A 14,565-nucleotide genomic window follows, 5' to 3' on the forward strand; every position below is an offset into this window, starting at 1 on the left:
CGGGAGGCTTAGCGGTTGATCAGCACCAGCAGCTTGTTCACGGCCGGCTCGGAAAGGTGCAGGAAAGTGCCGGGAAACAAGCCAATCCAGAACACCAGCACGATAATCGGAATGAGCACGGCTAGCTCCGAGGCGGTCAGATCTTTGATAACGTCGGAGAACGACGAGTCGGGACCGAGCATCACGCGCTGGAACATGCGCAGCAGGTACACCGCGCCGAAGATGATGGTGAGGCCCGCTACGGCACCCAGCCAGGCGTTGTACTGGTACACGCCCATCAGTAGCAGAAACTCGCCCACGAAACCGTTGGTGAGCGGCAGCGCCACGGTACCCAGCAGAATCACGAGGAACGAAACCGAGAGCAGCGGCGTGCTGCGCGTGAGGCCGCCCAGCTCGGGAATCATGCGGGTGCCGGTGCGGCGCTGAATGATGTCAGCAATGAAGAACATGCCCACCACGTTTACGCCGTGGGCCAGCATCTGAATGGTGGTGCCTTGCAAGCCCACGGCCGTGAGCGAGAACACGCCGGCGGCCATCAGCCCCACGTGCGAGAGCGACGAGAAGGCAATCAGGCGCTTCATGTCGCGCTGGCGGATGGCAATGAGTGCGCCGTAGATGATGCCGATAACCGACAGAATCATCACCAGCCAGCCCCACTGGCTCACGCCCAGCGGCACGACGGGCAAAACCCAACGCATGGTGCCGTAAATACCCATTTTCAGCATGATGCCCGAGAGCAGCATGGTGGCCGGCGTGGGCGCTTCGGTGTAGGTATCGGGCTGCCAGGTGTGCAGCGGGAAGATGGGCATTTTCACGGCGAAGGCCGCAAAAACCAGCCAGAACACCCACGCCTGGTCGGCGGCCGAGAGGCGCAGGTTGTAGAAGGCTTCGAGGTCGGAAGAGCGTGCAGCGCCGTTGGCGCCGGTCATGTAGTAGAGGTACACGAAGCCGGCCAGCATAAACAGCGAGCCGACGACGGTGTAGATGAAGAACTTGAGCGTGACCTGCACGCGCCGCTCGCCGCCCCACACGCCGGCCAGGAAGTAGATCGGGATGAGGGCCACTTCCCAGAAGAAGTAGAACACGAAGGCGTCGAGGGCCACAAACACGCCTAGCAGGCCGGTTTGCATGAATAGCACCAGCGCGTAGAACGCCGACGGATTCTCGTAGTCGTGGCGGAACGAGGCCAGCAAAATCAGCGGCACCAGGAACGTGGTGAGCAGCACCAGCAGGAGGCTCAGCCCGTCAACCCCGATGTGGAAGTTGATGCCGGCCGAAGCCAGCCAGGGCAGGTTGAGCTCGAATTGGGGCTGGGCGCTCGGCACAAATACCACGGACATGTACACGGCCAGCGCCAGTTCGACCAGCGAAGCGCCAAAGGCCAGCGCCCGCGCGGCCGAGCCCCGCACAAAGTGCAGCAGCAAGGCGGCGGCCACGGGCCAGATAAGCAGAAGGGCAGTCAGCATGTAAAAACGCGAATTTCAGGCGAGAAACGCAGGCCCGGCAGGCTGCGCAGGAAAGACCGAACCGGCCTCATTTCTTTTTCGGTAACCTAACGACCGTTGAGTGCTTGGCGACGCTCGGAAAAAGCGTTGCCGTTGTTGGTGACAAAATCGGCGGCGGCCTGCTCGTTGAGCGTGCCGTTGGCGAACAGACCGGCTTTTACCACTTTGCGGGCTACGTCAATGGCGCGCAGGTGCAGCGTGGTTGGGAAAGAGGTTTCGGCCTTGGTGCCCGAGCCTGTAAACAAGTACTGCAGGTAGAGCACGCGGCCCTCCGGGCTGGAGGCTTTTACTTCCGCCGGATCGTTGAAAATCTGTTGCTTGACCACGAAAAGCCGTTTACCATCGAGCGACTTGAGGTAGTACATGCAATCCACGTCCATCAGGCCACAGCCGTCCTGTTCGATGAGGGCGTACTTGGCACCGTCCACCAGAATGGCGTCGCCTTTGACTTCGACTTTCTGGGCTACGGTTGCTGCAGCAGTGCCAAGCAGCATTAGCAAGAAGGAAAAGAGGCGTTTCATACAGCGGGGCTACAGTCGGATGAAATTCAGCGCCAGCACCACTACGATACCGAGTACCATGAGCAGCAGGTAGGTTTCTACCTTGCCGGTTTGCAGGTTGCGCAGCAACTGCGAGCTGCCCATCACGCCGCGGCCCACGCCGGTCACGGCGCCGTCGACCACGCGCTTCTCTACGAAATCGTGCAGGGTGCGCGAGAGGAACATGGAGGGCTTCACGAACAGGGCGTCGTACAGCTCGTCGACGTAGTACTTGTGGTACACCAGCTTCTCGAAGGCGCCGCGCTGCGCTTCTTCTTCCACCGGACGGGTGCGCTTGGCCACGTAGAGCACGTAGGCCAGCACAATGCCCAGCACGCCGGCCGCTACCGACAAACCAATGAGCATGTACTCGGTGGCGTGGTCGATTTCGCCGCCGAACGCCTCAGGGTTGATCTGTCGCGAGTAGGTGAAGAGCGGCGCGAGGAAATCGGCGAGGTAGCCGCGGCCCAGCACCAACGGCGCGTTCATGAAACCGCCGATGGCGGCCAGCACGGCCAGAATGATGAGCGGCAGCGTCATCGATGCCGGCGACTCGTGCAGGTGGTGCTTCTGCTCCTCGGTGCCGCGGAACTCGCCGAAGAAGGTGAGGAACAGCAGGCGGAACATGTAGAAGGCCGTCAGGAACGCCGTGAGCAGACCAATGCCCCACAGCACCTTGTTGTGCTCGTAGGCGTGAGCCAGAATTTCGTCTTTGGAGAAGAAGCCCGAGAACGGCGGAATGCCGCTGATGGCAATGCAGCCGATGAGGAACGTGAGGAAGGTAATGGGCAGGGCTTTGCGCAGGCCGCCCATGCGGCGGATGTCCTGCTCGTTACTCATGGCGTGAATCACCGAACCAGCGCCCAGGAACATCAGCGCCTTGAAGAAGGCATGCGTGAGCACGTGAAACAGCGACGAACTGTAGCCCATCACGCCCAGCGCTAGGAACATGTAGCCCAGCTGCGAAACGGTGGAATAGGCCAGCACCTTCTTGATGTCGTTCTGGGCCAGGCCGATGGTGGCGGCAAACAGCGCCGTGAGGGCGCCGATCCACGCCACCACGTTCAGCGTGTCGGGCGCGAGGGTGTAAAGCACGTTGGAGCGCAGCACCATGTAGATGCCGGCCGTCACCATCGTAGCAGCGTGAATGAGTGCCGAAACCGGCGTGGGGCCGGCCATGGCGTCGGGCAGCCAGGTGTAGAGCGGCAGCTGCGCCGACTTACCCATGGCGCCCACAAACAGCAGGAGCGTAATGGCCGTGACCACGCCGGCGCCCACTTGCAGCTGCGAGGCCTTCTGGAATACTTCGCCGTACTGCACCGTGTCGAAGGTGAAGTAAATCAGGAAGATGCCCAGCAGAAAGCCCAGGTCGCCGATGCGGTTGATAATGAAGGCTTTCTTGGCGGCGTTGTTGTAGTTGTGGTTCTTGTTCCAGAAGCCAATGAGCAGGTAGGAGCAGAGCCCCACGCCTTCCCAGCCGATGAACAGAATCACGTAGTTGGAGCCGAGCACGAGCACCAGCATCGAAAACACGAACAAGTTCAGGAAGGAGAAGAACTTGCCCACGTTCGCGTCGTGGTGCATGTAGCCGATGCTGTAGACGTGAATCAGGAAGCCCACGCCCGTCACGAGCAGCAGCATGATGAGGCTGAGCTGGTCGATCTGGTACGAGAACGGGATGCGCAACGAGCCCACGTTGATCCACTCGAACAGGTGCACGGTGTAGGGCACCGGGTTGCCGAGGAAGCGCAGGAACAGCGTCAGCGAAATCAGGAACGAACCCAGTACGGTGGCACTGCCAATGAGCCCGGCTACCGTGCCCGAAAGCCGGCGGTTGAGCAAACCGTTGATCAGGAAGCCCAGAAACGGCAGCAGCGGAATGAGAATGTAGAGCAGCGGCGAGCCGGCAAAGACGGCGAGGGGCGCTTGTTCAGCCATATTTGGTAATGTGCTGATGGTGTTAAGCTTCCTTCCTTAGTTTCAAGGAGGGGTGGCCAAAGGCCGGGGTGGTTAATCGGTGGAGCGTTCCTGCATCAGAATATGGTATCTGACGCCGAACCACCCCAGCATCGGCAAGCCGATGCGTCCCCTCCATCAAAAAGGAGGGGAGTTTTGCGTTCTACCACTTCAACCTGTCGAGCAGGTTGACGTCGGTGTTCTGCACGTTGCGGTAAATCATCACGATGATGCCCAGGCCGACGGCAACTTCCGCCGCGGCCACGGCCATGATGAAAAACACAAACACCTGCCCGTTGGGGTCGGCGCGGTAGGCCGAAAACGCCGCGAGCAGGATGTTGACGGCGTTGAGCATCAGCTCCACGCACATAAAAATGATGATGGCATTGCGCCGGGTGAGTACGCCGAGCACGCCGATGGCAAACAAAGCCGTGGCGAAGAACACGTAATACTGCAGCGGAATGGTGCGAATGACTTCCGGTATCGTCTGGTCCATTCAGGGCGAGGTAGCGGCAGAAAAAAGCCCCTTTAGCCGGGGCGAATTAGCGGGCAAAGGTAGTCCGAAACTCGGAAAACTCCCGCGGAAAAGTGCAGGCCGCTCCTTGTAAGTGCAGAACGGAAGATGGAACAGAACGGCAAACTCCCCTCCTTGTTGAAGGAGGGGACGCATCGGCTTGCCGATGCGGGGGTGGTTCGGTCGTTGCTGACGTTGAACGACTCGCAGCAGAACGGTCATGCAGAGCGCAAGCGAAGCATCTCGCGTGTTTAGTGGGAGAGTAATTTCAATCTCACAGATGCTTCGCTTGCGCTCTGCAGGACGGCCTTTGTAAACAACGACTGAACCACCCCAGCCCCCGCTAAAGCTACCGCGTCCCCTCCTTCAATAAGGAGGGGAGCTTGCCGTTCTACCCTCGCCTCCAAAATTTTCTATTCCCGATAAAGTATTTTTCCCCGGCCTGCGTCTGTCCTCGCAGAATGGAACAGGTACTGACCATACACAACGCCGCGGCCATGACCGAGCAAAACGAGCGGTTGCAGGAAGCGGTGCAACAGCAGCGGGGCAAGCTGCTGTCGTTTATCCGAAGGCGCATTCCCGATCAGGAAGACGCCGAAGACGTGCTGCAGGACGTCTTTTTCGAGCTTGTGCAGAGCTACCGCTTGGTGAAGCCCGTGGAGCAGATGGCCGCGTGGCTGTTTCGGGTGGCCCGCAACAAAATCATCGACCGGTATCGCCGCCCCAAGGCCGCTTCGCTCGAAGAAGCCGCCGCCTACCATTCCGCCGCCGACTCCGACGAGCCCCTGCTGCTGGCCGACGTGCTGCCCGCTCCTGATGATTCGACGGAAACCGCCATGGCCCGTGAAACCATCATGGAGGCCATTCTCGATGCGCTGGATGAGTTGCCCCCCGCCCAGCGCGACGTGTTCGTGTGGCACGAGTTCGACGGCAAAACATTCCGGCAGATGTCGGAAGAAACCGGCGTGCCGCTCAAAACCCTGATTTCGCGCAAGCACTACGCCGTGCAGCAGCTGCGCACCAAGCTGCAGGGCCTCTACGCCGACCTGTTTCTCGATTAAGGCCCGGTTCGAGGCTCATTTTGTCGAACCATCTCCTTCCCCTCAACTGACAACTCCCTTTCATATGAACCGCAACTCCTGGCCGCTCCGCATTCTGCGCTTTGTGCTCTTCGCGGCCCTTTTCGTCGCCCTGGCCGGCTTCGTCGTCATGAGCCTCTGGAACTGGCTGATGCCGACCCTCTTCGGCCTTAAGGTTATCAGCTTCGTGCAAGCTCTCGGCCTGCTGGTGCTCTGCAAAATTCTCTTCGGTGGTTTCCGGGGTGGCCCGGCCGGTGGCGCGTGGCGGGCCAAAGCTCAGGAACACTGGCGCAACAAAATGGAAAGCCGCATGCAAGGCATGACGGACGAAGAGCGGGAGAAATTCCGCCAGAAAATGGGCCGCTGCGGCCCCGCCTGGGCCCGCATGACCGAGCAGCCGACGCAAGCTCAATCGGCCCAGCCATACCCGGCTGAATAACACGACAGCGGCGCCCGAGCAATCGGGCGCCGCTGTCGTTTGGAATAACCGCCAAGTGGTTATCGAAAGATCAACAGCTTCGCGTCGGACCGGCAGCGGAGAGCGTGCGGCGCCGCAGCCGGGATGATTAGGTAGTCGCCGGCTTCCAACAAGGTGGTGCTGCCGCCTAATTCCAGTTCGAGCTGGCCGGCCAGGCAGGTCACCAGCACCTCTTCTGCCGAGTGGTGAGTGGGCATCACCTCGCCCGATTGGAAGGTTTTGTAAATGACTTTCTGCCCGTTGCGGTTAAACAGGACCAAGCCTTTCTGTTCCCCAATAGGTGTATGGTGGCCGGCAAGCAAGCTGCCGCTTTGCGTGAGTACGGAATTCATGCGCGTGTCTTTCAGCTAGTAAATGAGTAAGCGAAAGTCGCGCGTATAGCCGTGCGAAGTGCTGAGCAGAATCAAGTGTCGAGGTGATGCTTGTCAGTTTGCACAGACGCAGTAAAAACGCAAGCGGCGCCTGACTCCCGGACACCGCTTGCGGTTATTCAAATTTCATGTGAGTGGACTGGTCGAATTCAATTCTGGCATCTTGGGTTAGACGCTTTCGGTATTCTCGAATGGTAAAACCCCCAACCAGCTTGCCATTCCGTGTATACATCCAGTCGCTAACGGAATCTTTTAGAACAGCTATTCTTTGCCCTAGCATTACTTCTTTGGTGTGCTCGGGTTCATTGTCGATTTCACCATAAATAGTATCGCCTTTAACGGATAAGGCTTTGATCCAAATATGCTCCTTCATACTGCCACCTGTAAAAGCAGCTTTGATGCTAAAATACGCCAATGTGGTGTCCTTGCTCACCAATGCCGATACAAATTCATCAACAGCATTACGGCTATGCTGCATCGCGGTAACCATTCCTGGGTCATCAACTGAGACGTCGTACATATCAGAATTCTTACCATATCCTGATTGATTGCCGGAATGTTCGCAACTGAAAAAAAATGAAGCGGCAGCTCCGAAGATCAAATACTGATTCTTCAGGAGCTGCCGTAGCAATGGCAATTTATTCATGCTAGAAGTTCCGCTCGCCTTCTTCGCGTTTTCCGAGCATCACGGCGCCCACCATGGCTACCAGGAATAGCACCGAAGCCAGCTCAAAGGGCAGCAGGTATTGCTGGTAGAGCACCAAGCCGAGGCGGTTTACCATGCCAATCTGCGAATCAAACGTTGCGGCATCGGCGCCCACGGGGGTGACGTTGCGCAGAGCCGCAATGAGCACCAGCAGCAGCAGGCCCCCGGCCACGGCAGCGGTTACTTTGGCCAATGCCGGCTTGTGGGGCTCGGTGTCGGTGTTCAGGTTCAGGAACATAATCACGAACAGGAACAGCACCATGATGGCACCGGCATACACGATGATGTTCACGGCCGCCAGGAACTGCGCGTTCAGCAGCAGGTAGTGCCCCGAAATAGCGAAGAACGTCAGGATCAGGAAGAGCACCGAGTGAATGGGGTTTTTGGCAAACACCACGCCGAGGGCGCTAATCAGGGCTACAAACGCGAGGAAGTAAAACAGGGAAGTACCCACTAGAGTTGAGTTGACGAATTGTTGAATGGTTAAATGGCCAAATTGTTAAACTGTCGAATGGTCAAATTGCCGTCGTTATACGGCTAACAATTCGACAATTCAGCCATTTAGCAATTCAAAAGTCATTTAACAATTATTCCATGCCGGCCATGCGGCGGGCCAGGGCTTCGGCTTGTTCGGGCGTGAGCTGGATGCCGCGTTTGCTGCGGGCGCTCGGGTCGACGGGCTCCACCAGCCGGTCTTTGCCGTAGGTGAATTCGTCGCGCTCGAAGCGGGGCGGGGCCATCTTGTCGGCCTGCAGGTAGATGGCGGCTTTGGGGCACGCCTCCTCGCACAGGCCGCAGAAGATGCAGCGCAGCATGTTGATTTCGTAGCTGACGGCGTACTTCTCCTCGCGGTAGAGGCCTTCTTCGCCTTTTTTCCGCTCGCCGGCTACCATCGTAATGGCTTCGGCGGGGCAGGCCACGGCGCACAGGCCGCAGGCGGTGCACCGCTCCCGGCCTACCTCGTCGCGCTTGAGCACGTGCAGTCCGCGGAACGTGGGCGACATGGGGCGCAGCTCCTCGGGGTAGCGGATGGTGGCTTTCTTAGAGAAGAAGTGCTTGAGCGTGATGCCCATGCCGGTGAGAATAGCCGGCAAGTAGGCCCGCTCGGCCAGCGTCATGGGCTTCTTCTCTAAGTGCTTGGATCTATTGGTCAGTTGCATGAGAGGTCGGCGTTAGCCGCGAACTACGGTTCGCGTTTCGGTCGTCTGGGGCTTTTTCGCCGCTTCAATCTTCGGGTCTTTCGCGCCGAAGAACAGGATGCAAGCGCCCGTCACGAGGATGTTCAGGATAGCAATGGGGAAGAGCATCGTCCAGCCCAGGCGCATCAGTTGGTCGTAGCGGAAGCGCGGCAGCGTCCAGCGTACCCACATGAAGAAGAAAATGAAGAAGAATATCTTCGCGAAGATGGTGACGGTGCCCAGGATGGTCACCACGTTGTGGGCAAACAGCTCGCCCTGCGACTGGGTGAGCGTGTTGTATACCCAATGTTCGCCGGGGAAGCTGAAGCCGCCGAAGTAGAGCGTGCTCATCACGGCCGAAGCCACAAATACGTTGATGTACTCCGCAAACAGGTACAAACCCATCTTCATCGACGAGTACTCGGTGTGGTAGCCGCCCACCAGCTCGGTTTCGCACTCCGGCAAGTCGAAGGGCGTGCGGTTGGTTTCGGCGAAGGCGCACACACAGAAGATGATGAAGCCCAGCGGCTGGTACACGATGTTCCAAAGGCCGTTGTACTGCTGCAGCGTGATTTCGCGCAGGCTGAGCGTGCCGGTTACCATCAACAAGGCAATCAGGGCCATGCCCATGGCCAGCTCGTAGCTCACGGCCTGGGCGGCGGCGCGCACGGCACCCAGCAGGGAGAATTTGTTGTTCGAGGCCCAACCGCCAATCATGATGCCATATACACCCAGCGACACCACGCCGAACACGTAGAGCATGCCGATGTTGACTTCAATGGCTTGCAGGCGGATTTCGGTGCCGTCGCCGAAGATGAGCGTGTTGCCGAACGGAATAACGGCCGACGCCATCAGCGCCGTGGTCATGGCTAGGCAGGGGCCGAACACGAACAGCCAACGGTTGGCGCCGCTCGGGAAGAACTCTTCCTTGGTGAAGAGCTTCACGGCGTCGGCCAGCGGCTGCAGCAAGCCGAAAGGCCCGGCGCGGTCGGGCCCGACGCGGTCTTGCAGGAAGGCCGCCACCACGCGCTCGGCGTAGGTAGAATACGTGGCAATCAGCAGGGTAATGCCGAACACCGCCAGAATAACGAGACCTTGCCAGGCCAACAGGGGAATTTCCATTCGTTCGAGCTTGCGCGGTAAGCTATGAGCTGATGAAGCGTGGTAAAAGTAAGCGGAGCCGGAGCTAACGGGTTACTGGCGGCCGGCGCCGAGTTTCAGCGGCGGGTTGTTTTCCAGGTCGCGCACGGAGCTTTCGGGCAGGTCGGCAATGACTTGGGGGTTCACCACCGGCAGCTCGTAGTGGTTGGCCGAAATAACCGAGGTGCGGTCGACGTGCGCGGGCCCTTCGATGGTCCAGTCGGCGGTTTCTTTTTTCTCGAAGCGGCAGGTGTTGCAAATCCACTCCTTCACCTCGCCGTACTCGTCCTTGCGGGCCGTTACGCGCAGCACGTCCTTGCCCTTGTACCAGAGCACCACGCGCCCCGAGCACTTCTCATGCTCGCAGTTGCGGTGGGCATTCACGGGCTTGGTAAACCACACGCGCTGCTTGAAACGGAAGGTCTTATCGGTCAAGGCGCCCACCGGGCACACGTCGATGACGTTTCCGCTGAACTCGTTGTCGATGACGTTTTCGATGTAGGTGCCGATTTCGGCGGCGTCGCCGCGGCCCAGCACGCCGTGCACGCGCTTGTCGGTGAGCTGGTCGGCGGTGTACACGCAGCGGTAGCACAGGATGCAGCGCGTCATGTGCAGCTGGATGTAGGGGCCAATGTCTATTTTCTCGAAGGTGCGGCGCTCCTCTTCGTAGCGGGTGGTGGCCACGCCGTGCTCGAAGGCGAAGTTCTGCAAATCACACTCGCCGGCTTGGTCGCACACAGGGCAGTCCAGCGGGTGGTTGATGAGCAGCATTTCCACAATGCCCTTGCGCACGTCCAGTACCTGCTGCGAAGTGGTGTTTTCCACCACCATGCCGTCCTGCACCGGCGTCACGCACGAGGCCACCAGTTTGGGCATGGGGCGTGGGTCCTTGGCCGAACCGGCCGCCACGCGCACCAGGCAGGCGCGGCACTTGCCGCCCGAGCCCTTCAGCGGGGTATAGTAGCACATGGCCGGGGGCACAATGCCGCCGCCAATCTTGCGGGCTGCATTCAGGATGGTGGTACCGTCCGGTACTTCCACCTCAACGCCGTCGAAGGTTATTTTAGCCATTTTCAGAACTCCCGATGAGAGGAGCGAAAGGTCAGTTCAATCAGGTAAAGTTACGCCAGCACGCCTTGCGCCGGGTACACCGCGCCGGGTTGGGCGGCTTGCTTGGCGTGGGTTACGTGCCACTCAAACTCGTGGCGGAAGTGGCGCACGGCGGCAGCTACCGGCCAGGCGGCGGCTTCGCCGAGCGGACAGATAGTGTTGCCCTCGATTTGCTTGGCCACGCTCACCAGCAGGTCGATGTCGTGCATGTGGCCGTGGCCGTGCTCGAGGCGGTGCAGCACCTTTTCCAGCCAGCCCGTACCCTCGCGGCAGGGCGAGCATTGCCCGCACGACTCGTGGTGGTAGAAACGGGAGAAGTTCCAGGTGTTGCGCACGATGCAGGTCGTCTCGTCCATGGCAATGAAGCCACCCGAGCCGAGCATGGTACCGGTCACAAAGCCGCCGTCCGACAATGATTCGTAGGTCATCAGGCGGTTTTCACCGGCCGCGGTTTTCAGAATGAGGTCCTTGGGCAGAATCGGCACCGACGAGCCGCCGGCTACCACAGCCTTCAAGTCGCGGCCTTTCCAGATGCCACCGCAGTACTCGTCGGAGTAGATAAACTCCTCAACGGGTACACCCAGCTCGATTTCGTAGATGCCGGGGTTTTTCACGTGGCCGCAAGCCGAAATCAGCTTGGTACCCGTGCTGCGTCCCACCCCAATTTTGGCGTATTCCTCGCCGCCGTCGTTGATGATGGGCACTACGGCAGCAATGGATTCCACGTTGTTGACCACCGTGGGGCGGGCGTAGAGGCCCTGCACAGCGGGGAATGGGGGCTTGTTGCGCGGGTTGCCGCGCTTGCCTTCCAGCGACTCCAGCAGCGCGGTTTCCTCGCCGCAGATGTAGGCGCCGCCGCCGGGGTGCACGTGCAGATCAAGGTCGTAGCCCGAGCCGAGGATGTTCTTGCCGAGGAAACCGTTGGCGTAGGCTTCGGCAATGGCTTTTTCCAGGATGCGCAGCACGTAAAGCAGCTCCCCGCGGATGTAGATGTAGGAGGTGTTGGCGCCCAGCGCGTACGAGCTCGTAATCATGCCTTCCACCAGCAAGTGCGGCAGCTTCGACATCAGCTCCCGGTCCTTGAAGGTGCCCGGCTCCGATTCGTCGGCGTTGCACACCAAATGGCGCGGAATACCCTCCGGCTTGGCCAGAAAGCTCCACTTCATGCCCGTGGGGAAGCCCGCGCCGCCGCGGCCGCGCAGGCCTGACTTCTTCACTTCTTCCACCACCTCGTCGGGCGTCATCGTCTTCAGGGCCTTCTCCACCGAGCGGTAGCCGCCGTGTTTGCGGTATACCTCGAAGGTGTCGATGCCGGGGACGTTAATATGTTCGGTCAGTAGCTTGCGGCCCATGACGGTATTGGCTCAGGTTATTGTTGGGTGTGCTGCAGGCCGGTTTCTTCCCATGGAAGCAAGGGGCGGTGCACCAGGTTGCGCAGCTCATTGAGCATAGCGTCCACGGCTTCTTGGGTGTCGAGCTGCTCGTAGTACTTCTCGCGCACCTGCACGATGGGCGCCGTGCCGCAGGCGGCCAAGCACTCCACTTCCTTCAGCGTAAACAGGCCGTCGGGCGAGGTGCCGCCGACTTTGGCGCCGGTGATGCGCTCCAGGTTGGCGGTCAGCTCGTCGGAGCCGCGCAGCATGCAAGGGCCCGTGCGGCAGATTTCCAGCACGTGCTTGCCCACCGGCTTGAGGTTGAACATGGTGTAGAACGAGGACACCTCGTACACCTCGATGGGCAGGATGCCAATCGTTTCGGCTACCAAGTCCTGCACCTCGGGGCTCACCCAGCCGCCAAACTCGGCCTGCGCGATGTGCAGCAGCGGTAGCAGGGCCGACTTGCGGCGCTCGGCGGGGTAATGCGTGAACAGACGGGCAATTTCAGCCTGGGCGGCTTGCGAAAATTGCGGCTTTACGGTCGCGGTTGTCGATTCCATTCGCAGCAGATTAAGCGTCCAGCTCGCCGGCAATGACGTTCATGGAGCTCAGAGTAAGAATGGCGTCGGACAGCGTGGAGCCAACGACCATTTCGGGGTATGCCTGGTAGTAGATGAAGCAGGGCCGGCGGAAGTGCAGGCGGTAGGGCGTGCGCCCGCCGTCCGACACCAGGTAGAAGCCCAACTCGCCGTTGCCGCCCTCTACCGAGTGGTACACTTCGCCCACGGGCGCTTCAATCTCACCCATGATGATTTTGAAGTGGTAGATGAGGGCCTCCATGTTGCGGTACACCTCCGTTTTGGGCGGCAGGTAGTAGTGCGGCGCGTCGGCGTGGTAGGGGCCTTCGGGCAGGTTTTCCAGGGCCTGGTTGATGATGCGCAGGCTCTGCCAGATTTCCTCGTTGCGCACCAGGTACCGGTCGTAGGTGTCGCCGTTGGTGCCCACCGGAATTTCGAAGTCGAAGTCCTGGTACGAAGAGTAGGGGTTCATCACCCGCACGTCGTAGTCGACGCCGGCGGCGCGCAGGTTCGGGCCGGTGAAGCCGTAGTTCAGGGCGCGCTCGGCCGAAATCGGACCCACGTTGATGGTGCGGTCCATGAAGATGCGGTTGCGGTCGAACAGGTTCTGGAACTCGCGCATCACGGCCGGGAAGCGTTTCAGCCACACCCGCAGCTTCTCGATGGCTACCGGCGACAAATCACGCTCCATGCCGCCCACGCGGCCCATGTTGGTGGTCAGGCGCGAGCCGCAGACCTCCTCGTAGATTTCGTAAATGTTTTCGCGCTCCTCAAACAGGTACAGGAAACCCGAAAACGCGCCGGTGTCCACGCCCAGGATGCCGTTGCAGACCAGGTGGTCGGCAATGCGGGCCAGTTCCATCATGATGACGCGGATGTACTGGGCGCGCTTGGGTACCGTCACGCCGAGCAGCTTCTCCACCGTCATGTGCCAGCCCATGTTGTTGATGGGCGACGAACAGTAGTTCATCCGGTCCGTCAGCGGCGTAATCTGGTAGAAGGGCCGGCGTTCGGCAATCTTCTCAAAAGCCCGGTGAATGTAGCCGATGGTGGGCACGCCGGAAATGATTTTCTCGCCATCCATTTGCAGGATGTTCTGGAAAATGCCGTGCGTGGCCGGGTGCGTAGGGCCCAGGTTCAGAGTCGTCAGCTCCTGGCTGAAGTCCTCGGTGCGGGGTACCAGGGAGCCGCGCAACCGACGTTCAGTTTCGCGGGCTTCCTCGATGATTTTATGGGTAGCGTCGAGCGTGTCGTTCGTTGCCATGTCGAAGTTGTCATCCTGAGCGAAGCGAAGGACCTTATCACGTCCATGCTTTGCTGATTTACTGTTTCTGACGAAAGTGGCTTTGATAAGATGCTTGGCTTACGCCTTCCTGCGGTTCCTTCGTCAGCATGACAAATGGGTTTATCGGCCGAAGAACAAATCGGTTTTGTCTTCGCGGGTGCCGTCTTCGAGGGGGTATTCCCGGCGCATGGGGTGGTAGTCCATGTCCTCCACATTCAGGATGCGAATGAGGTTGGGGTGGCCGGTGAAGATGATGCCGAAGAAGTCGTAGGCCTCCCGCTCCATCCAGTTGGCCGTGGCGTAGATGTCCGTGAGGGTGGGTACTACAGGGTCGGCAATGGGAAAGAAGATTTTCAGGCGTAGCCGGATGTTTTGGGTGAGACTGTGCAGGTGGTACACCATGCCCAACTCGCGGCCTTCCTGCTCGGGCCAGTGCATGCCGCACATGGTGGTCAGGAAGTTCATCTGCAGCTGCTCTTCGCCGTGCAGCACGTCAATGATGTCGTGAATCCGCTCGCGGGTGGTAGTGACCGTAAGCAAGCCGTAGGGCTCCTCCACGTCGGTAAACGCGTCGGCGCCGAACAGCTCCTGCAGGCGGGCCAGCACGCGGGCGTTGGCAGCTGCGGTAGGATCTTGCTCGGCGGCCAGCTCCTGGGCGGCGGGGGATTCGTTGGATTCAGCCATTGGGGGTGAGCTGTTAGCTATTGGCTGTTGGCCATTGGGTGCTAGCTTATAGCCAACAGCCAATAG

General features: G+C 59.8%; 16 protein-coding genes. 2 read left to right on the top strand and 14 right to left on the bottom strand.

The window, feature by feature from the left end; translation table 11 throughout:
• Positions 1-8 precede the first annotated feature (8 nt).
• From F0P96_RS20230 to nuoK, 4 genes are all read right to left on the bottom strand, one after another.
• Positions 9-1,466 carry a complex I subunit 4 family protein gene (locus F0P96_RS20230; RefSeq protein ID WP_151080814.1) on the bottom strand — a complete coding sequence of 486 codons (1,458 nt, stop codon included), beginning with the start codon at positions 1,464-1,466 and terminating at the stop codon, positions 9-11.
• A gap of 86 nt (positions 1,467-1,552) precedes the next feature.
• Complete coding sequence (locus F0P96_RS20235; RefSeq protein ID WP_151080815.1) at positions 1,553-2,026, bottom strand: hypothetical protein; 474 nt, start codon at positions 2,024-2,026, stop codon at positions 1,553-1,555.
• Positions 2,027-2,035: 9 nt separating this feature from the next.
• Positions 2,036-3,982: an NADH-quinone oxidoreductase subunit L gene (gene nuoL / locus F0P96_RS20240; protein ID WP_151080816.1), complete on the bottom strand. Its 1,947-nt coding sequence runs from the start codon at positions 3,980-3,982 to the stop codon at positions 2,036-2,038.
• 181 nt (positions 3,983-4,163) lie between these two features.
• The gene (nuoK, locus tag F0P96_RS20245; RefSeq protein ID WP_151080817.1) at positions 4,164-4,496 is read right to left on the bottom strand and encodes an NADH-quinone oxidoreductase subunit NuoK; all 333 of its coding nucleotides are present in this window, start codon (positions 4,494-4,496) and stop codon (positions 4,164-4,166) included.
• A 479-nt stretch (positions 4,497-4,975) separates the two neighbouring features.
• Here nuoK and F0P96_RS20250 point away from each other — a divergent pair, with 479 nt between their 5' ends.
• Positions 4,976-5,575 carry an RNA polymerase sigma factor gene (locus F0P96_RS20250; RefSeq protein ID WP_201743909.1) on the top strand — a complete coding sequence of 200 codons (600 nt, stop codon included), beginning with the start codon at positions 4,976-4,978 and terminating at the stop codon, positions 5,573-5,575.
• A 64-nt stretch (positions 5,576-5,639) separates the two neighbouring features.
• Entirely contained in the window at positions 5,640-6,032 is a 393-nt protein-coding gene (locus F0P96_RS20255) for a hypothetical protein (protein WP_151080818.1), read from the top strand.
• Between the two features lie 59 nt (positions 6,033-6,091).
• Here F0P96_RS20255 and F0P96_RS20260 read toward each other — a convergent pair whose 3' ends face one another.
• The 10 genes from F0P96_RS20260 to F0P96_RS20305 form a co-directional block, all read right to left on the bottom strand.
• On the bottom strand, positions 6,092-6,403 hold the full coding sequence (locus F0P96_RS20260; RefSeq protein WP_151080819.1) for a cupin domain-containing protein: 312 nt from the start codon (positions 6,401-6,403) through the stop codon (positions 6,092-6,094).
• Between the two features lie 154 nt (positions 6,404-6,557).
• Positions 6,558-7,088, bottom strand: a complete 531-nt coding sequence (locus F0P96_RS20265) for a YegJ family protein (RefSeq protein ID WP_151080820.1) — start codon at positions 7,086-7,088, stop codon at positions 6,558-6,560.
• 1 nt (position 7,089) lies between these two features.
• Positions 7,090-7,602: an NADH-quinone oxidoreductase subunit J family protein gene (locus tag F0P96_RS20270; protein WP_201743908.1), complete on the bottom strand. Its 513-nt coding sequence runs from the start codon at positions 7,600-7,602 to the stop codon at positions 7,090-7,092.
• A 133-nt stretch (positions 7,603-7,735) separates the two neighbouring features.
• Positions 7,736-8,308: a NuoI/complex I 23 kDa subunit family protein gene (locus tag F0P96_RS20275; protein WP_151080822.1), complete on the bottom strand. Its 573-nt coding sequence runs from the start codon at positions 8,306-8,308 to the stop codon at positions 7,736-7,738.
• 12 nt (positions 8,309-8,320) lie between these two features.
• Positions 8,321-9,448, bottom strand: a complete 1,128-nt coding sequence (nuoH, locus tag F0P96_RS20280) for an NADH-quinone oxidoreductase subunit NuoH (RefSeq protein ID WP_151080823.1) — start codon at positions 9,446-9,448, stop codon at positions 8,321-8,323.
• Between the two features lie 72 nt (positions 9,449-9,520).
• Positions 9,521-10,537 carry an NADH-quinone oxidoreductase subunit G gene (locus tag F0P96_RS20285; RefSeq protein ID WP_151080824.1) on the bottom strand — a complete coding sequence of 339 codons (1,017 nt, stop codon included), beginning with the start codon at positions 10,535-10,537 and terminating at the stop codon, positions 9,521-9,523.
• A 50-nt stretch (positions 10,538-10,587) separates the two neighbouring features.
• A complete protein-coding gene (gene nuoF, locus F0P96_RS20290) occupies positions 10,588-11,928 on the bottom strand; it encodes an NADH-quinone oxidoreductase subunit NuoF (RefSeq protein ID WP_151080825.1) in 1,341 nt (446 codons plus the stop codon).
• A gap of 17 nt (positions 11,929-11,945) precedes the next feature.
• Complete coding sequence (locus F0P96_RS20295; RefSeq protein WP_151080826.1) at positions 11,946-12,512, bottom strand: NADH-quinone oxidoreductase subunit NuoE family protein; 567 nt, start codon at positions 12,510-12,512, stop codon at positions 11,946-11,948.
• 10 nt (positions 12,513-12,522) lie between these two features.
• Positions 12,523-13,794: an NADH dehydrogenase (quinone) subunit D gene (nuoD, locus tag F0P96_RS20300; protein WP_151080827.1), complete on the bottom strand. Its 1,272-nt coding sequence runs from the start codon at positions 13,792-13,794 to the stop codon at positions 12,523-12,525.
• A gap of 141 nt (positions 13,795-13,935) precedes the next feature.
• Positions 13,936-14,499: an NADH-quinone oxidoreductase subunit C gene (locus F0P96_RS20305; RefSeq protein ID WP_151080828.1), complete on the bottom strand. Its 564-nt coding sequence runs from the start codon at positions 14,497-14,499 to the stop codon at positions 13,936-13,938.
• Between the last annotated feature and the right edge of the window lie 66 nt (positions 14,500-14,565).

Source organism: Hymenobacter busanensis (assembly GCF_008727865.1).
In the GTDB taxonomy this organism is placed as follows: domain Bacteria; phylum Bacteroidota; class Bacteroidia; order Cytophagales; family Hymenobacteraceae; genus Solirubrum; species Solirubrum busanense.